The following is a 17462-nucleotide window of genomic DNA, read 5'->3' as shown; positions in this document are numbered from 1 at the left end:
GCCACACACTGATCGACCACCGCCGCATCCGTTGCGCGGACGACGAAGTTGGCGCCGACGCGGCCTTCGCGGAAGAAGGGGTAGCTGCCGATCGCGACGCCGTCATGGCTGGCTTCCGCGCGGCGGAGCAGGTCGGCGACTTCGCTTTCGGCGACCCAGCAGCCGATCGTGCGGCTGATCAGCGGCAGCCCGCCCTCCAGCGTGCCGGTCAGCGCGTCGAGCATTCCCGCCGCGATGTGCGGCACGCCCGCCAGGATCAGGATGTTGCCGATGCGGATGCCCGGCGCGCCCGACATGCGGTTGACGATCAGCTCCGCCCCCGCCGGGGTGCGCGCCATGCGCAGCCGCGCCTCGCTCAGGCCGCCGCGCGTCGCATAATAGGCCGCCAGCGCCGCGTGCGCCTGGGGGTGGATCACCACCTCGACCCCCAAGGCGGCGGCGATCGCGTCGACGGTGATGTCGTCATGGGTCGGCCCGATGCCGCCGGTGGTGAACAGGTAATCGTTGCGCGCGCGCAGCGCGTTGACCGCCTCAACGATCGCATCCTGGCGGTCGCCGACCACGCGCACTTCGGCCAGCCGGATGCCCTGGGCATTCAGCCAGGTCGCGATCTGGGCCACGTTGCGGTCCTGGGTCCGGCCCGACAGGATCTCGTCGCCGATCACGACCAGCGCGGCAGTCCAGATGCGTGTGCTCATGGCCGCGCGGCATAGCGCAAGCCCCGTCGCTGGCAAAGCCGGGCCTGTGCCGCTATATTCGCGCGATGACCGAATATGTGATGGCGGACGCGGCCACGCCGATGGCGCGCGACGGGGCAATCAAGCTGCACGGACCCGACGGGTTCGAAGGGATGCGGCGTGCCGGGCGGCTGGCGGCCGAAATCCTGGATGCACTCGTCCCCCATGTCGTCCCGGGCGTGACCACCGCCGAACTGGACGACATGATCCGCGGCATGATGATCGCCGGCGGCGCGGTGCCGGCGACGCTCGGCTATCGCGGCTATATGCACAGCTGCTGCATCTCGATCAACCATGTCGTCTGCCACGGCATCCCGGGCGACCGAGTCCTCAAGGACGGCGACATCGTCAATATCGACGTGACGCCGCTACTCGACGGCTGGCACGGTGATACCAGCCGCATGTACCTGGTCGGCGACGTGCCGCTGAAGGCGCGCCGGCTGGTCGAGGTGACGCACGAGTGCCTGATGCTCGGCATCGAACAGGCGCGACCGGGCAACCGGATGGGCGACGTCGCCAACGCCATCCAGCGCCATGCCGAACGCCACCGCTTCGGCGTCGTGCGCGACTTCTGCGGGCACGGCTTGGGCCGGCTGTTCCACGACGCGCCCGAAGTCGTCCATGTCGGCCGCCCCGGCACCGGACCTGAGCTCAGGCCCGGCATGTTCTTCACGATCGAACCGATGATCAATATCGGCCGCCCCGACGTGAAGCTGCTCGACGATGGCTGGACGGCGGTGACGCGCGACCGGTCGTTGTCGGCGCAGTTCGAACATTCGATCGGGATTACCGAGAGCGGCTGCGAGATCTTCACGCTCAGCCCCAAGGGGCTGCACCGCCCGCCCTACGCCTGACCGCCCGGACGGGGGGACGCGGAAATGTGGGATGCCCATGCCGCGCAACTGCGCGCGCTGGCCGACGCGGATCGGCTGCGGGCGCTCGCGCCGCGTGCCGGCATCGACTTTTCGTCCAACGACTATCTCGGGCTTGCCGGGTCGGACCGGCTGCGCGATGCCGCCCGCGCCGCGATCGACCGGGGCATACCCGTCGGGTCGGGCGGATCGCGGCTGCTGCGCGGCAACCATCCCGAGCATGAGGCGCTGGAGGCGGAGGCCGCAGACTTTTTCGGCAGCGAGACGGCGCTTTTCCTGCCGACCGGCTATGCCGCCAATTCGGCACTGCTCGCGACCCTGCCCCAGACGGGCGACCTGATCGTCCATGACGAACGGGTCCATGCGAGCAGTCATGAAGGGATGCGGCTGACGCGCGCGACGTCGCGAAGCTTTCCGCATAACGACGCGGCCGCGGCCGATGCGGCCATCGCGGCGTGGCGGCGGACGGGCGGCACCGGCACGCCGTGGATCGCGGTCGAAAGCCTCTATTCGATGGACGGCGACCGCGCACCGCTCGACGATCTCGCCGCGGTCGCCGCGCGCCATGACGCGATGCTGGTGGTGGACGAGGCCCATGCCACCGGCGTGTTCGGCACGGACGGTGGCGGGCTGGCGGCGGCGCTCGGCGGTGCGCACAACCTCATCACGCTGCATACCTGCGGCAAGGCGATGGGCGTGGAGGGCGCGCTGGTCGCGTTGCCGCGCACCGCGCGCGACTTCCTGGTCAACCGCGCGCGCGGCTTCATCTTTTCGACCGCGCCGTCGCCGCTCAGCGCCGCGCTGGTGCGGGCCAGCCTGCGTATCCTGGCCGACGCGCCGGAACTGCGCACCGAACTGCACGGGCTGATTGCGGTGGCGGGCGCACAGCTGCCCGGTGCGGGTGCCAGCCAGATCGTGCCGGTCATATTGGGCGAGGACGCACGCGCGATGCGGGTGGCGGCTGGCTTACGCGAACGCGGCTTCGACATTCGCGGCATCCGGCCGCCGACCGTTGCGCCGGGCACGGCGCGGCTGCGCATCTCGATCACCCGCAATGTCGATGCCACGCAGATCGCGACGCTGGGCGACGCCATTCGGGAACTGACGGCATGAGGCTGGTCGTCACCGGCACCGACACCGATGTCGGCAAAACGATGGTCGCGGCGATGCTCGTCCAGGCGCTGGGGGCGCTTTACTGGAAACCGGTGCAGTCGGGACTGGCGGATGGCAGCGATTCCGATCGCGTCGCCGCGCTGACCGGCGTCGCGCACGACCGCATCCTGCCCGAGGCCTATCGCCTGACCGAACCGCTGTCGCCGCACCGCGCCGCCGAACTCGACGGGGTGACGATCGATGCCGCGCGGCTCGTCCCGCCGCCCCACGATCCGCTGGTGGTCGAGGGCGCGGGCGGCGCACTGGTCCCGGTGACGCGCGACCTGCTCTATGCCGACCTGTTCGCGCGCTGGGCTTTGCCGGTCGTCATCGTCGCGCGGACGGCGCTGGGGACGATCAACCACAGCCTGCTGACGATCGAGGCGTTGCGTGCACGCGCCGTGACGATCCTGGGCATCGCGTTCAACGGCGACGCCAATGCGGACAATGAAGCGACGATCTGCGCGATCGGTGGGGTTCGCCGCCTGGGCCGCCTGCCCCGACTCAACGCGCCGTCGCCGGATGCGCTGGCGCAGGCGTTCGCCACCCATTTCGACGCGGGCGATTTCGCATGACCTCACCCATATGGCACCCGTTCACCCAGCATGGCCTGGGCGAACCGATCCCGCTGGTCAGCCATGCGCAGGGCGCGGCGATCCACACCGTCGATGGCCGCCGGATCATCGACGCGATCTCGAGCTGGTGGGTGACGACCCATGGCCATGGCCACCCGCGCATCATGGCGGCGATCGCCGAGCAGGCGGCGCGGCTGGACCAGATCATTTTTGCCGGCTGGACGCACGAGCCCGCCGAAACGGTCGCGCGCGAACTGGTGGCGATCACCCCCGCGCCGCTGACCCGCGTGTTCTTCTCCGATTCGGGCTCGACCAGCGTCGAGGTGGCGCTGAAGATGGCGCTGGGGTATTTCGCCAATCGTGGCGAGGCCCGCCACCGCATCTTGGTGCTCGAACACAGCTATCATGGCGACACGATCGGCGCGATGTCGGTCGGCGCGCGCGGGGTGTTCAATCGCGCCTATGCGCCGCTGCTGTTCGACGTCGAGACCCTGCCCTTCCCCGCGACCGGGCGGGAACAGGCGACGATCGACGCGCTGGAGGCCGCGTGCCGCGACGATACCCCTGCCGCCCTCATCGTCGAGCCGCTGCTGTCGGGGGCGGGCGGCATGCTGATCTATCCGCCCGCGACGCTGCGCGCGATGCGCGACCTCTGCACCCGCCACGGCGTGCTGTTCATCGCGGACGAGGTGATGACCGGATGGGGCCGCACCGGCACGCTGTTCGCCTGCGACCAGGCGGGCGTGGTCCCCGACCTCATGTGCCTGTCCAAGGGGCTGACCGGCGGTGCGATGCCGCTTGCCGTCACGCTGGCCACCGATGCGATCTTCGACTCGCACTGGTCGCGGGACCGCGCCCGGATGTTCTTTCATTCGTCCAGCTACACCGCCAATCCGATCGCCTGTGCCGCCGCGGCCGCCAATCTGGCGATCTGGCGCGACGAACCGGTGCTGGACCGCGTCGCCGACCTTGAACGGCGGCAGCGCACGCATCTGGCTACGCTGGCATCGCACCCGGCGGTCCATGGCGCGCGCCAGCTGGGAACGGTGACCGCGCTGGAGCTTGGCGACGGGACGTCGCGCTACCTGTCCGATCTGGCTCCGCGACTGCTGGCGTTCTTTCGCGACCGGGACATCCTGCTCCGGCCGCTTGGCAACACGATCTACGTCATGCCGCCCTATTGTATCGACGATGCCGACCTAGGCCTGATCTACGGCGCCATCGCCGAGGCCCTCGACCGGTTCGGCTGACTCCGCATCTTCGCGGACGCCGTGCAGATTGACGTCGGCGAAGGCCAGCAGCTGGCGGCGCAGCGTGCGCCAGTCGGTCAGTCCCCAGCGATCGGCGCGTTCGACCGACAGGATCGGATCGCGGCCGGGATCGACCATCACCCAGTCGATCGGGCGCTTGGCATGGGTCGAGAAAAAGGCGCAGATTGCGGGCCGGAGCGGATCCTCGGTCAGCTCGTCGGCGACGATGCCCAGCCGCCCGCTTTGCAGCATCACCAGCGATCCCGGCGGGAACGCCCCGATCAGCTTGCGGAATTCGGCGAGCACGCGGCGGTCGAAATGGCCTTCGGCGGTGCTCATCCATTCCAGCGCCTCGGCCGGCGACCAGCTGCGCTTGTACGCGCGGGCCGAGGTGACGGCGTCATAGACGTCGCAGATCGCCGCCATGCGCGCGACCAGGCTGATTTCCTTGTCCTTCAGCCCGAACGGATAGCCCGATCCGTCGAGCCGCTCGTGATGGTGCAGACAGACGTCGCGCACCACCGCCGGGACTTCGGCCACGTCGTTCAGCAGCTCATGCCCGCGCACCGGATGCTCGCGCACCAGCCGGAATTCATCCACGGTCAGTTCGGCGGGCTTGTCGAGCACCGCGCGCGGGATGCGCGCCTTGCCGATATCGTGCAGCAGGCCGGCCAAGCCGACATCCTCCAGCACCAGGCCCGGCTCGTCGAGCCGCCGGGCGAGCGCGACCATCAGGCCACACACCGCCACCGAATGCAGATAGGTATATTCGTGCTTGGTTTTCAGCCGGCCCATGCCCGGCAGCGCCATCGGGTGGCGCAATACCGACGCGGTGACCGATCGGACCAGCGCCTGCAGCGCGTCGTAATCGATGGGATCGCCGTCCGTCACTGCCCGGAAGGCCCCACGGATCGTTTCCTTGCCCGATTCGATGATCTGCTTGGCGCGCTCGCGCTCGCGGCCGAGCGACGCGGGACGCGCGCGCAGGAACATCGGTGCGGCCGGTGCCGGCGGGCCGGCATCCGTTTCCGTTTCCGGCGGCATGAACATGCGCCAGTCGCTGCGCAGCAGCGTGTCGTTGATAACCTTTGGCTCTACCCCGTCCATGGCACCGGCATAACGCGGACATGGTTGCCAAGCCGTTACGAAAATCCGGGGGCGGATCAGCCCGCGGCGATCTCGCCGCGATAGCGCCGCGGGCTTACGCCGATCACGTTGCGGAAGCTGGTCGAGAAATGCGCCGGCGATCCGAACTGGTAACGCCGCGCGATTTCCGCGACCGGCATCGACGTCGCCCGAAGCTCCTCGGCCGCCGCGTCGATGCGCGCCCGGACAAGATAGGTGTAGACGGTCAGTCCGGTGACCCGGCGGAAAGGCCCGGCCAGCAAAGTGCCGTCGCGCCCTGCCGCGGCGTGGATGTCGGCGAGTGTCACCGGCGCGCGAAGATTTGCGTGAATGAACGCGATCGCGCGGGCGACGGCCGGGTCCTCGCTGCGCACCGCGATTGTCGCCATGCGCGTGGACAGGTTCGACCAGCGCAGCAGCGTGCGCAACGCGATCTCGTTGACGACCGCTTCGACCGTGACCGTCGAAAAATGCCCGGGCGCGCGGAAAAACGCCGCGAGCGCGGACTGTACGCGTTGCATGACCGGCCAGGGTGCCGGATCGGCATGACTGGCGAAGTGCACGGCGCGACCATCGGCCACGTCCGCAACGAGCGTCGCCATCCAGTCGGGTTCGATCGCCACCGCGATCGTGCGATGCGTGCCCGACACCGCGTTGCTGGCGGTGGCATGACGGACGAGTTCGCTGCCCGACGGGGCGAAGCTGACCGCGTGACGATCGAACTCGAGCCGGCGAAGCGGGCCGTCATTGACCTTCATCATCGACCAGCCGGGATTGAAGTTGAAATCGATCACATGCGCGCGCGCCTGAAAGGAAAAGTCGAACACCTCGCTTTCCAGCTCGTGCAGCCGGACGCCCGGCGTTTCGATCTGAAGGCCGAAATCGGGCCGGCGCTCGATCCGTCCGTCGACGCGCGGGGCGATATCCTTGCGTCCCGCCCTGCCGACGACGAGCGGCTGGATGACGTGGTGATGCACCGGGGCGGTTGGGGGCGGGATGAGCAGGGGCATGATCTTTGTCCAATCGGCACTCGACCGCCCGGATTTCCGGCGGTGAGCCGACGGCGTTGGCAGCCGTCCGCAACACGACCATGACGGCCGCGCGATAAATTCCCCGACGCTTTCGATTTATTGCGATTGATTTCGGGTGCTGCCCGCCGTGCGCATTCTTGCGAGATATATCGAAAATGGACCTACTCCGTTTTGCGGGGCTGTCATTCCACGCGCCTACCCGCCGCACCTTGTTGCGATGCAAAAAAGGGGAGCGCACGCCATGCAACGTCCATTCAATCTTGCCGCACTTGCCGCCTCGATCCGGCTGCTCGGTGGCGCGAGCGCCGCGGCGATTGCCGTTTGCGCGGCAATCCCGGCTGCTTATGCGCAAGTGACCTACGCCGAAATCGGCGGCGAGGTTCGCTTCGACGACGGCGCACCGGCGGCCGGCGCGACGATCGTCGTCGAACATGTCCCGTCGGGATCGCGCGTCACGACACGGGTCAACGCCTCGGGCCAGTTCACCGCCAGCGGCCTACGCATCGGCGGACCCTACACGATCCAGATCAGCGGCGACGGGGTTGTCACCTCCGAGATCAAGGACATCTTCGCGGTTGCGGGCGATCCGGTCACGCTGTCGGCCACCGTGGCCCGGCGGGACGCGGGCGCCGCGGACGAGATCGTCGTGCTGGGCGGATCGCGCAACCGGCTGAGCTTCGGGTCGATCAACACCTATGGCCAGGGCGAGATCAGCGACCAGCCGGTCGTCGAGCGCCGCCTCCAGGAAATCATCCAGCGCGACAGCCGCGCCTTCCTGGACTTCGGTCAGCCGGACGAGGATCAGGGCATTTCGCTGCTCGGTTTCAACACGCGGTTCAACAACCTGATCGTCGACGGCCTGTCGCAAGCCGACAGCTTCGGCGATAATTTCACCGGCCTGTCGACACGGCGATCGCCGATCTCGCTGGACGCCATCGAATCGCTGTCGGTCGAGACGGCGCCGTTCGACGTCCAGAATTCGGGCTTCCAGGGCGGCCAGATCAACATCAACACCAAGTCGGGCAACAACCAGTTCCACGGCTCCGCCCGCTATCTGCAGGGCGGTGGCGGCCTGTCCGCGCGTGAAATCGGCACCGATGCCGCGGGCGCGCCGTTCACGATCGCGCGCGAACCTATCGAGCGCACCTATGGCGCGACGCTGTCCGGACCGATCATCAAGGACAAACTGTTCTTCTTCTTCAGCTATGAAGAATTCAGCGAAAACGACACGCTGGGCGCCTGTCCCTCCGGCATCGCGTGCGAGACCCCCAGCCTGCTCGTCAGCAGCGCAGCCTATGACCGCATCCGTCAAATCGGCATCGACCGCTACGACTATGATTCGGGCGACTTCAACGACATCCTCAACACGCCCAATGGCGAGCGCAAGTTCCTGGCCAAGCTCGACTGGAACATCAGCGACAACCAGCGCGCGCAGCTGACCTATCAGCGCACCGAATCGAACAGCATCGACACGACACGCGGCCCGGGCCTCAATTCGCCGTCGAGCGCCGCCGCGTTCGACGCCGACACCCCCATCGGCCTTTCCGGTCAGCTCTTCTCGCAATGGTCGGACCGCTTTTCCACCCAGATCCAGGTCGGCTATCTGCGCCAGGTGCGAAAGGCGACGCCCTTGTCGGCGAACGCGAATTTCGGTCAGGTGCTGCTCCAGGACGTCGACTTCACCCGCAATGCCGACGGTTCGCTGGTGCTCGATGCGAACGGCAATCCCATCCCCGACGGCGACCTGTCGATCGGGCCGGACGATTCCGATCAGAACAACGTGCTCGAGGCGGATCGCTGGCAGATCAAGACGCGCGGCGAATATGTCGCCGGCGATCACAAAATCTCGTTCGGATACGAATTCGACCGCCGCGACATCTTTCGTTCGCGTGCCCCGGCGGGCAATGGGGTGTTCACCTTTGCACCGATCACGGTCAACGGCACCGCGCTGACCACGATCCAGGCATATGAACAGGGCATCGCCACCAGCGTCAGCGCCACCGCGCCGACGACCGGCAATGTCGCCGACGCCGCCGCCGATTTCGCGCTGACCCAGCACTCGGTGTATCTGCAGGACCAATGGGCGGTCACGCCCCGGCTCGATATGCTGTTCGGCCTGCGTTACGAGCTGTTCACCAGCGGCGACGCGCCCGCGGCCAATCCCTTCTTCCTCGCCCGCTACGGCATCTCGAACCAGGACACGCTCGACGGCGTCGACGTGTTCCTGCCGCGCTTCGGCTTCAACTGGCGGCCGTTCGACAACACCGTGGTACGCGGCGGCGCGGGCATCTTCGCCGGCGGCACGCCGATCACGTGGTTCACCGAACCCTTCCTGACCAACGGGGTCAGCCTGGCAACGGTCACGCGGAACAACGCACAGCTTGGCGGGCCGGTCGATCCCAATGAATTGCCGGCCGCCATCCTGGCGCAGCTCGCGACGGTGCGCGCGGGGCTGCGCAACGGCACCGACAGCAGCGTTTCGTTCATTTCGGCCGACTTCGACATCCCCAAAAATGCGCGTTTCACGCTCGCGGTCGACCAGCGCGCCAACCTGCCGCTGCTCGGCGACAATTGGCGCTTCACGGCGGAGGCGACCTATTCGGACGTCATCGACGCGCTCCAGTTCCGCGACCTGCGGATCGTGCCGAGCGGGGTGACGCTGCCGACGGGCACGCCGCGCTACGTCACCAACGTCGCGTTGGATGCACGGACGCCGAGTTCGTTCACCAATCCGCGGACCGCCCAGACCGTGCCCGTCCAGGACATCGGCATCTTCAACACCAGCGAAGGCCATTCGCTGGCGCTGACGTTCGAGGCCGAAAAGGACTGGAACCTGGGCAAGATCGGCCGCGTCGGCTTCAACACCGGCTATACCTATGTCGAATCGGTCGACGTCTCGCCGAGCAACGACACCGCGACGCTGGCGAGCGTGTACGAAACCGGCGCCTATGACGACGTGAACAATCCCACCGCCGGCAATTCGATTCAGGCGGTGCCGCACAATTTCGTCTTCTCTCTCAACTATTCGAACGAGTTCGCGAAGGATTTCAGGTTCAGGTTCAATATCTTCGGCAACTATCGGACCGGTCGCGCCACCTCGCTCGTCATCGATGCGGACGATCCGCTCAGCGCCGCCGATCTTGGCGGGCTCCAGTCGGCAACCAACCCCGGCGGCATTCCCGCCGCCATCTTCAACCGGCTCCAGTTCCTCCAGCCCGCCTTTTCCGGGCGCGCCAACCAGCGCCTGCTCGCCTATCTGCCGACCGGGGCGGGCGATCCGCTGGTGCGCTATGCGGGGGGTGCCAGCTACGAGCAGATCCTGGCAATCGAGCAGGCACTGGGGCTCGAGCGCTATCGCGGCTCCTTCATCCCGCGGAACATCGTGCGCGCAGGCGACACCTTCCGGCTGGATCTCAATGCCCAGCTCGAAGTCCCCTCGCCGCTCCCGGGCAAGCTGATCTTCGACGCCAGCATCCGCAATTTCCTCAACCTGCTCGACCGCGATTATGGCGCAGTGCGGCGCTACAATATCCGCCAGAATTTCTACGATGCGGTGTTCGATCCGGCGACCAACCAGATCGTGATCGACGATATCTCGACGACCGATTTCATCGAAGCGCAGCAATATGCGCCGAGCTCCGCGTGGCGGGCGCAGCTTGGGGTGCGCTATGTCTTCTGAAGATCGCGCCGGGCGCTTCGCCGCCGGTCCGCCTTTCGCTTTGCAGCAATCGGCATCCAGTCGGTGATGTCCTGTTTATGAAGCAAGTGCTACAAACCCCCTTGCCGGCTTAACCCACCGGCGATCGGGCCGCCCGGACAAGACCGTGCGGCCCGATTTTGTCGGGGGCTATTCGACCGTCACCGACTTGGCCAGATTGCGCGGCTGATCGACGTCGGTGCCCTTGGCGACCGCGACGTGATAAGCGAGCAGCTGAACCGGCACGGCATAGACGATCGGCGCGATCAGCGGGTGGACGGCGGGCATCTCGATCGTCGCCATCGCATCCTCCCCTGCCTGCGCAAGCCCGGCGGCGTCGGAAATCAGCACCACCTTTGCGCCCCGTGCCTGCGCCTCCTGCATGTTGCTGACCGTCTTGTCGAACAGCGGTCCCGATGGCGCGATGACGATCAGCGGCACGGCTTCGTCGATCAACGCGATCGGCCCGTGCTTCATCTCGCCCGAGGCATAGCCCTCAGCATGGATGTAGCTGATCTCCTTGAGCTTGAGCGCGCCCTCCAGCGCCAGCGGATAGTCGGGGCCACGGCCCAGATAGAGCACGTCGCGCGCGATCGCGATCGTCCCCGCCATCGCCTCGATCTCGGCGTCATGCGCCAGCGCCGCGTTCATCGCCGCGGGCACTTCGCGCAGGTGGCGGACGATCTCGCGCTCCTCGGCTTCGTCCAGCCGGCCCTTGGCACGCGCCAGATTGACCGACAACGCCGCCATCACCGCGAGCTGGCACGTGAACGCCTTGGTCGACGCGACGCCGATCTCCGGCCCGGCATGGGTGGGCATCAACAAATCGACCTCGCGCGCCATCGAGCTGGTCGGCACGTTGATGATGCCGGCGGTGGTGACGCCGTTTGCCTTCATGTGGCGCAAAGCCGCCAGCGTGTCGGCGGTCTCGCCCGACTGGCTGACGACGACGCCCAGCGTGTGGGGCAGCAGGACGGGGTCGCGATAACGGAACTCGCTTGCCACATCGACCTCGACCGGCAGGCGCGCGAACTGCTCGATCCAGTATTTGCCGATCATGCCGACATAGCTGGCGGTGCCGCACGCGACGATGACGACGCGCTCGACCGTCGACAGGTCGAACTCCATGTCGGGCAACGCGACCTGCTCCTCGACCGGGCGCAGATAGCTGCGCAGCGTCTGGGCGACCACGACCGGTTGTTCGTAGATTTCCTTCTGCATGAAATGGCGGTGATTGCCCTTGTCGATCAGCGCGCCCGTGATGCCCGACAGGGTTACGGGGCGCTCAACCGGCCGGTTGTCGCGGTCGAATACCTGCGCGCCGCCGCGCGTCACCACCACCCAGTCGCCTTCGTCCAAATAGGCGATGCGCTGGGTCAGCGGCGCGAGCGCGAGTGCGTCCGATCCCAGAAAGGTCTCACCCCCATTTTCCTCGGCGCCATGCCCGACCACCAGCGGCGACCCCAGCCGCGCGCCGATCAAGAGGTCAGGGTGATCCTTAAACAAAATGGCCAGCGCGAAGGCACCGTGCAGGCGCGGCAGCACCGCCTTGACCGCGTCCTGCGGGCTGGCGCCGCGATCCAGTTCGCGGTCGATCAGGTGCGCGACGACTTCGGTGTCGGTCTGGCTCAGGAAGGTGCGGCCGTCGGCGATCAGCTCGTCGCGCAGCGGCTTGAAATTCTCGATGATGCCGTTGTGGACCAGCGTCACGCGGCCAGCGACATGGGGGTGGGCATTGTCCTCGGTCGGCGCGCCATGCGTCGCCCAGCGCGTGTGCGCGATGCCGACCGTGCCGGGCAGCGGCTCCTCGCGCAGGCGGGTGCCGAGATTGACCAGCTTGCCACTGGCGCGCCGCCGCTCGATCGCGCCGTTGTGCAGCGTGGCAATGCCGGCGGAATCATAGCCGCGATATTCCAGCCGCTTCAGCCCGTCGAACAGGCGATCGGCGACGTCCGCGCCGCTGATGATCCCGACAATGCCGCACATGATTTGGAGCTTTCGTTACAAGGTGTAGGGGACGCGGATGCCCGGCATATTGGCCGGGAAGTCCTTGGTGTTGTTCGTGACCAGAATGCGATGATTGACCTGAGCTGACGCCAGAATGAGCGCATCGGCCAGGCGCAGCCGCGGTCGCTCGCGGCGCAGTGCCGCGGCATGTTCGGCGGTGCGAAGATCGATCTCGTCGATGGAAAAGCCGTTCAGGAAGGTCTGGATGTTGCGCATCGTCGCCCCGCTCTCCTTGGACATCACCTCGATCCAGGCAATCCGGCTGATCCAGGGGCGATCGACGCGCGCAATTTCGGCGTGCGCCACCCGGTCTCCGTGCAAGGCATAGATCAGGATGTTGGCATCAAAGGCATAGCTGCTCACCGGTCTGAGCGCTTCTGCCCGGTCGTCCTGCTCGCTGACATGTCGAGATAGCGCTGACGCTCGCGGTCATCCGTCTCATCGAACAGATCCGGAAATTCTGCCCGCACCGCCTCGTAATCGTCATCCCACGGCCGCGTCCACGACGCCCGCTCACGGCGCTGCCATTCAACGGCATCCCCGATGTCGGTCCGGTCTTTCCAAATCCCGAAGGCTTGATCCAGCCACGCCTTGTCGTTCGGTGCCTGGTCTTGCGCTTTGTAGGTTGCGACGACATCCCTGAGCAACGACGCGCGCGATATGCCCCGCTCAGCCGCCCGCTGGTCGAGCCAGCGAATATCCTCTTCAGGCAAATCAGCTAGAATGCGGGTCATGTCAGCTTGATATCATGCGACGATATCATCGTCAATCGCGCGCCTGCTTGCGCGCTTTCATCATCGCGCGGAACTTCGCCGCCCAGCCCGGCCGGCTTTCCTGTTTGCCGCGCGCCAGCGCCAGCGCGTCGGCCTCGACATCGCGCGTCACCACGCTGCCCGCGGCGACGATCGCGCCCGCGCCGATGTTGACCGGCGCGACCAGCGCGCTATTCGATCCGACGAACGCGCCCTCGCCGATTTCGGTGCGATATTTGAAGAAGCCGTCATAATTGCAGGTGATCGTCCCCGCGCCGATATTCGCGCCCGCGCCGATGCTGGCATCGCCCAGATAAGTCAGGTGATTGGCCTTGGCCCCCGCGCCCAGCCGCGCGTTCTTGACCTCGACGAAATTGCCGACGCGCGATCCCGCCTCCAGCACCGCGCCGGGGCGCAGCCGCGCGAACGGGCCGACCGAAACGCCGCCAGCGATCGTCGCGCCTTCGACATGGCTGAAGGCGTGGATGACCACCCCGTCCGCGACCGTCACCCCGGGGCCGAACACCACATTGGGTTCGATCACGACGTCGCGGCCGATCACCGTGTCGTGCGCGAACCACACCGTCTCCGGCGCGATCAGGGTCGCGCCATCGGCCATCGCCCGGACGCGCCGCTGCTGCTGCCACGCCAGTTCGAGCGCGGCGAGGTCGGCGCGGCTGTTGACGCCGGCGACTTCGGCCTCGGCTACCTCGACCATCGCCGAATGGCGGCCATCGGCGGCGGCGATGGTCACGATGTCGGGCAGGTAATATTCGCCCGCCGCATTGTCGTTGCCCACGTGGTCGAGCAGGTCGAACAGATCGCTCGCCCGCGCCGCCATCAGCCCGGAATTGCACAAAGTCACCGCGCGCTCGTCGGCGCTGGCGTCCTTGTATTCGACGATCCGGTCGATGCGGCCGTCGGCGTCGGCGATCACCCGGCCATAGGCAGCGGGGTCGGCGGCGCGGAACGCCAGCACCACCACTGCGGGAGCGTCAGGGGCGTGCAGCCGGTCGATCATCGCGCGCATCGTCGCGGTCGCCACCAGCGGCACGTCACCATAGAGGATCAGCACGTCGCCCGCGAACCCGGCCAGCGCCTCCCGGGCCTGGAGCACCGCATGCCCGGTGCCCAGCTGCTCCGCCTGATGGGCAATCGCGACGCCCAGCGGGGCCACCGCCGCCTCAACCTGGTCGCGCCCGGCGCCGACCACCACGACGGTGCGCGCCGGCGCGAAATCGCGCGTCGCGTCGATCAGGTGGCGCAGCATCGGCTTGCCCGCGATCGGGTGCAGCACCTTGTGCAGGTCCGACTTCATCCGCGTGCCCTTGCCCGCGGCGAGGATGATTGCAGCGGTTTCCATCACGATCCTCTCCACGCTCGTCGCAGGCGCGACTGCCACGAAACGGCCCGGGGTGCCAGTGCCGGGCGCGGGCTCAGCCGACCGGCCGGTGGCCGCCGCGCCACTTGATCCACAAATGCCGCGCCAGCATCGCCGGCGGCATCCGCAGCCAGTGCCCGCGCAGATAGAAGCCGAACTCGGTCAGCTTGCGCGTCCGCCGGCCCCAGCCGTCACGCGACAGGATACGACGCAGGAGCAAGGCGTCGAGCGCGTCGCCCCGCAGCCATTCCGGCGGCAGCTCCGTGCCGTAGAGCGCATGGGCCAGCCGCAACGACCGGGCGACCGCCGGCCACAGGCCATGATGGCGCGCGCGCGCCTCTAGCCCCTCGACCCCGAACTCCTCGACCAGACAGTGGATGTCCCACAGGTTGCGCAAACCGCCGGCCAGGTCGCCATCGGCGATCAGGTGCGCGGCCGCGTGCACGATGACGTCATCGGGGGCGAGCATGCGCAGCCCCGGCGCAATCTCCACCGCGCGCGCGATCAAGCCGGCGGCGTCGGGCCGCACCCGCGCGGTCAGCGGCAGGATGGTGTGGTGCACGTCGATCATGCGATCGCGATCGCGGTGGATCATCGGGGGCAGCTCGTGCATCCACCGGCGGTAATAGGCGTCGTCATAGGGGTCGGGCTTGACCCATTCCCACCCCGCCGCGAGCAATGCTGCCTCCGCCGCGTCCAGCCGGTCGCGCGGCACCAGGATGTCGAGATCGCCGATCGAGCGCCCCTGCCCGGCCTTAAGCCCCGCCGCGACGAATGCCGTGCCCTTCAGCAGCAGGACGGGGATGCCGGCCGGTGCCAGCGCGCGCCGCGCCATTTCCGCTTCCCACAGCGCGGCGATGCGCCCCTGTTCGGCGGATGCGCGCGCGTCGGCGAGGATCTGCGCCGCGGCCGGAGGGATTTTCAGCCCGTCGACGCGATGGGCGAGCGTCCCGATAATCTGTTCGGCGCGCGCCGCCGCGATCAGCTCGGTCCAGCCCGCCGCGTCCAGCGACAGCGCGGATCCGGGTTCGCGCAAGACGCGGACCACAAGCTGCGCGCTCATGCGACCGCCGCCCAGAGCCGCTCGACCTCGGCCAGCGCAGTGTCGGTATCCGGATAGTCGATGGCATGCGCCGGCACCGATGCGACCAGTCGGGTGAGCGCGTCGAACCCGCGTTCACCCAGCGCGACATAATTGGTCGACGCCTGCGTCAGCCGCATGAACGTCTCGCTCGCGGGCACCGGGCGCGTCGCGGCGGCGAAGCCGAAGCTCGGAAACAGGATGAGCGCCGGCTGGGTGGGCGCATCCATCGCCGCGATCGCCCGCGCATCGGGCACCAGATGGCGGATGTCGCCCTTTGGCGTCTCCGGCTGGGGCGGACCGAAGCGCGCGTCGGTCAGCGCAGCGGCGACGACATCGACCGCCCGGTTCTTCAGACTTATCAGCCGCGGAAAGGCGTGCGCCAGGCCCGTGGCGGGATCGACCAGCAGGAATTCATCGCCCATCAGCCGCCACCCGCGCGCCATCAGCAGCGCCGCCAGCGTCGACTTGCCCGCCCCCGACACCCCGGTCAGGATCAGCGCGCGGCCATCGCGTTCGACCGCGGCGGCGTGGAGCAGCAGGTACCGCCGCTGGCCGAGCGCCATCTGCAGGTTCATACCCATTTCGGCGGCGAGCAGGCCGAGGCGCAGCGGAAGCGGTGCGGCGTCGGGAATGGTGTAGTCGCCCGCGATCATCACGCTCGGGCGAACGATGCGTCGCCACGGGCGCGGCGCGAACAGCCGCACGGTGAAATCGGGAATGCCGTCGCTCGGGCGCGGATAGTCGCGATAGAGCGCCCCGAGCTGGGCGATCGGCGTGCGCCAGTCCGATCCGATGCGAAAGCCGACCGGACCGATGCGGAGCTGGACGACATGCTTCACCGGCCGGCCGTCACGCGCGCGCGACCAGGCCCGCCTGCGCCAGCTCGTCGAGGCGCGCGGACAGAGCCGTGGCGTCCGGGTCCGCCAGGTCGAAATCGGCGACGAGGCGCTCGAGCAGGGTCGCGGCGTCGATCGCGGCATCGCCCATCGCCGCCAGCATCTCGGGCACCGGCGAGGCGACGAGATGCGTCTTGCCCGACGGCCGGTGATAGATGGCGGTCAGCACATCCATCGCCACGATGCGCAGATGTCCGGCAGGCGCGGCGCGATAGACCGGCGGCGCCATCGCGGTCAGCCGCGCGGCATCTGCAGCGATGCGAAGCAGGTAAAGCCGCTGGTGCCCTGCTGAAGCCGGCGGATATAGTTGGTATAGGCGCGATTGGTGGCGAAATCGGTATCGGGCAGACGTCCGCCCGCCAGCGCGCGCTTGACGTCCTCGCCCTTGAACGGGCGCGCCGCGGGGGGCACCGACCCCGGTGTGCCGGGCGCGACCAGCGTGCCGTCCGCAGCGATATAGTTGCCCGCCCGGCCCGGATCGGGAACCGGCACTTCGCACGTCGAAACCGATGCCGCGGTCTGGGCGAGCGCGGGCCGGATCGAGACGATCGCTGACGCGCTGACGGCACCCAGCATCAGCGCGCGGCGGCGCGTGGCGGCGGGTCCGGGGGTGGGATCGTCGGTCATGATGCGCTTGTCATGCCCCGGGGCCGCTTTCGCAATCGTAAATTGCGGCGGTATCAAGTGCATTACGGGCGTTTTCGACTACAAACGGGACATGGGAATCACCTGGACGACCCGCATCGGCCTCGCGCTCGGGCTGATCGCCGCCGCTGCGGTCGGCATCGGCGCGCTCGGCGGCGACATCAACGGCATCGCCGTCGCACTGATCGGCGGCACCGCTGCCGTGCTGCTCGCCGGGCTCGAGGCGCGCGAGGTCGATTTGTTGATGCCCACCCATGC

Annotated in this window: 17 protein-coding genes; 6 read left to right on the top strand and 11 right to left on the bottom strand. The window is 67.9% G+C overall.

All coding sequences use genetic code 11. The features are described from left to right. Positions 1 to 698: competence/damage-inducible protein A (locus AX709_RS10925; RefSeq protein WP_066549343.1), on the bottom strand; the 698-nt coding region annotated here is incomplete at its 3' end. Between the two features lie 65 nt (positions 699 to 763). Here AX709_RS10925 and map point away from each other — a divergent pair. From map to AX709_RS10905, 4 genes are read left to right on the top strand one after another with little or no spacing between them, the layout of a single operon-like run. Continuing rightward, a complete protein-coding gene (gene map / locus AX709_RS10920) occupies positions 764 to 1591 on the top strand; it encodes a type I methionyl aminopeptidase (RefSeq protein WP_066549340.1) in 828 nt (275 codons plus the stop codon). 24 nt (positions 1592 to 1615) lie between these two features. Further along, positions 1616 to 2722 (top strand): 8-amino-7-oxononanoate synthase, encoded by a 1107-nt coding sequence (locus AX709_RS10915; RefSeq protein ID WP_066549339.1) that lies wholly within the window; start codon positions 1616 to 1618, stop codon positions 2720 to 2722. Next, positions 2719 to 3336 carry a dethiobiotin synthase gene (bioD, locus tag AX709_RS10910; RefSeq protein ID WP_066549337.1) on the top strand — a complete coding sequence of 206 codons (618 nt, stop codon included), beginning with the start codon at positions 2719 to 2721 and terminating at the stop codon, positions 3334 to 3336. Before AX709_RS10915 ends, bioD begins: the two co-directional genes overlap by 4 nt. Further along, positions 3333 to 4586 carry an adenosylmethionine--8-amino-7-oxononanoate transaminase gene (locus AX709_RS10905; protein WP_066549336.1) on the top strand — a complete coding sequence of 418 codons (1254 nt, stop codon included), beginning with the start codon at positions 3333 to 3335 and terminating at the stop codon, positions 4584 to 4586. The genes bioD and AX709_RS10905 overlap by 4 nt, the downstream gene beginning before the upstream one ends. Here the strand turns inward: AX709_RS10905 and AX709_RS10900 are convergent. Together AX709_RS10900 and AX709_RS10895 are read right to left on the bottom strand one after the other, a co-directional pair. Then, entirely contained in the window at positions 4536 to 5693 is a 1158-nt protein-coding gene (locus tag AX709_RS10900; RefSeq protein WP_066480807.1) for an HD-GYP domain-containing protein, read from the bottom strand. The genes AX709_RS10905 and AX709_RS10900 overlap by 51 nt on opposite strands. Before the next feature lie 56 nt (positions 5694 to 5749). Then, positions 5750 to 6721 carry a helix-turn-helix transcriptional regulator gene (locus AX709_RS10895; protein WP_066549335.1) on the bottom strand — a complete coding sequence of 324 codons (972 nt, stop codon included), beginning with the start codon at positions 6719 to 6721 and terminating at the stop codon, positions 5750 to 5752. Between the two features lie 262 nt (positions 6722 to 6983). Here AX709_RS10895 and AX709_RS10890 point away from each other — a divergent pair, with 262 nt between their 5' ends. Then, positions 6984 to 10421 carry a TonB-dependent receptor gene (locus tag AX709_RS10890; protein WP_066549333.1) on the top strand — a complete coding sequence of 1146 codons (3438 nt, stop codon included), beginning with the start codon at positions 6984 to 6986 and terminating at the stop codon, positions 10419 to 10421. Positions 10422 to 10589: 168 nt separating this feature from the next. On the opposite strand, the gene glmS is transcribed toward AX709_RS10890, so the two are convergent. The 8 genes from glmS to AX709_RS10850 form a co-directional block, all read right to left on the bottom strand. Further along, the gene (gene glmS, locus AX709_RS10885) at positions 10590 to 12425 is read right to left on the bottom strand and encodes a glutamine--fructose-6-phosphate transaminase (isomerizing) (protein WP_066549331.1); all 1836 of its coding nucleotides are present in this window, start codon (positions 12423 to 12425) and stop codon (positions 10590 to 10592) included. Between the two features lie 15 nt (positions 12426 to 12440). Beyond that, positions 12441 to 12809: a PIN domain-containing protein gene (locus tag AX709_RS10880; RefSeq protein ID WP_066549329.1), complete on the bottom strand. Its 369-nt coding sequence runs from the start codon at positions 12807 to 12809 to the stop codon at positions 12441 to 12443. Further along, positions 12806 to 13180 carry a ribbon-helix-helix protein, CopG family gene (locus tag AX709_RS10875; RefSeq protein ID WP_066549328.1) on the bottom strand — a complete coding sequence of 125 codons (375 nt, stop codon included), beginning with the start codon at positions 13178 to 13180 and terminating at the stop codon, positions 12806 to 12808. Before AX709_RS10875 ends, AX709_RS10880 begins: the two co-directional genes overlap by 4 nt. Positions 13181 to 13211: 31 nt before the next feature. Then, the gene (gene glmU / locus AX709_RS10870) at positions 13212 to 14561 is read right to left on the bottom strand and encodes a bifunctional UDP-N-acetylglucosamine diphosphorylase/glucosamine-1-phosphate N-acetyltransferase GlmU (RefSeq protein ID WP_066549325.1); all 1350 of its coding nucleotides are present in this window, start codon (positions 14559 to 14561) and stop codon (positions 13212 to 13214) included. A 73-nt stretch (positions 14562 to 14634) separates the two neighbouring features. Then, positions 14635 to 15642, bottom strand: a complete 1008-nt coding sequence (locus AX709_RS10865; RefSeq protein WP_066549323.1) for a nucleotidyltransferase domain-containing protein — start codon at positions 15640 to 15642, stop codon at positions 14635 to 14637. Then, positions 15639 to 16502 carry an HprK-related kinase A gene (locus AX709_RS10860; RefSeq protein ID WP_066549319.1) on the bottom strand — a complete coding sequence of 288 codons (864 nt, stop codon included), beginning with the start codon at positions 16500 to 16502 and terminating at the stop codon, positions 15639 to 15641. Before AX709_RS10860 ends, AX709_RS10865 begins: the two co-directional genes overlap by 4 nt. 10 nt (positions 16503 to 16512) lie before the next feature. Then, entirely contained in the window at positions 16513 to 16788 is a 276-nt protein-coding gene (locus AX709_RS10855; protein WP_066549317.1) for an HPr-rel-A system PqqD family peptide chaperone, read from the bottom strand. Positions 16789 to 16793: 5 nt separating this feature from the next. Further along, positions 16794 to 17186 (bottom strand): hypothetical protein, encoded by a 393-nt coding sequence (locus AX709_RS10850; protein WP_066549344.1) that lies wholly within the window; start codon positions 17184 to 17186, stop codon positions 16794 to 16796. Between AX709_RS10850 and AX709_RS10845 the strand changes: the two genes are divergently transcribed. Continuing rightward, the coding region (locus AX709_RS10845; RefSeq protein ID WP_156454253.1) for a hypothetical protein at positions 17185 to 17462 on the top strand (278 nt) is incomplete at its 3' end. The genes AX709_RS10850 and AX709_RS10845 overlap by 2 nt on opposite strands.

It is taken from the genome of Sphingomonas sp. CCH15-F11 (assembly GCF_001557005.1).
Taxonomy (GTDB): Bacteria; Pseudomonadota; Alphaproteobacteria; order Sphingomonadales; family Sphingomonadaceae; genus Sphingomonas.
This window is presented reverse-complemented; position numbering and strand designations above follow the sequence as displayed.

What these genes read in the sequence shown, in the direction of transcription:
- AX709_RS10895 (WP_066549335.1), bottom strand. Translation starts at nt 6,721, where the DNA reads ATGCCCCTGCTCATCCCGCCCCCAACCGCCCCGGTGCATCACCACGTC.
- AX709_RS10875 (WP_066549328.1), bottom strand. Translation starts at nt 13,180, where the DNA reads ATGACCCGCATTCTAGCTGATTTGCCTGAAGAGGATATTCGCTGGCTC.
- map (WP_066549340.1), top strand. Translation starts at nt 764, where the DNA reads ATGACCGAATATGTGATGGCGGACGCGGCCACGCCGATGGCGCGCGAC.
- AX709_RS10915 (WP_066549339.1), top strand. Translation starts at nt 1,616, where the DNA reads ATGTGGGATGCCCATGCCGCGCAACTGCGCGCGCTGGCCGACGCGGAT.
- glmS (WP_066549331.1), bottom strand. Translation starts at nt 12,425, where the DNA reads ATGTGCGGCATTGTCGGGATCATCAGCGGCGCGGACGTCGCCGATCGC.
- AX709_RS10855 (WP_066549317.1), bottom strand. Translation starts at nt 16,788, where the DNA reads ATGGCGCCGCCGGTCTATCGCGCCGCGCCTGCCGGACATCTGCGCATC.
- bioD (WP_066549337.1), top strand. Translation starts at nt 2,719, where the DNA reads ATGAGGCTGGTCGTCACCGGCACCGACACCGATGTCGGCAAAACGATG.
- AX709_RS10905 (WP_066549336.1), top strand. Translation starts at nt 3,333, where the DNA reads ATGACCTCACCCATATGGCACCCGTTCACCCAGCATGGCCTGGGCGAA.
- glmU (WP_066549325.1), bottom strand. Translation starts at nt 14,561, where the DNA reads ATGGAAACCGCTGCAATCATCCTCGCCGCGGGCAAGGGCACGCGGATG.
- AX709_RS10850 (WP_066549344.1), bottom strand. Translation starts at nt 17,186, where the DNA reads ATGACCGACGATCCCACCCCCGGACCCGCCGCCACGCGCCGCCGCGCG.
- AX709_RS10865 (WP_066549323.1), bottom strand. Translation starts at nt 15,642, where the DNA reads ATGAGCGCGCAGCTTGTGGTCCGCGTCTTGCGCGAACCCGGATCCGCG.
- AX709_RS10900 (WP_066480807.1), bottom strand. Translation starts at nt 5,693, where the DNA reads ATGGACGGGGTAGAGCCAAAGGTTATCAACGACACGCTGCTGCGCAGC.
- AX709_RS10890 (WP_066549333.1), top strand. Translation starts at nt 6,984, where the DNA reads ATGCAACGTCCATTCAATCTTGCCGCACTTGCCGCCTCGATCCGGCTG.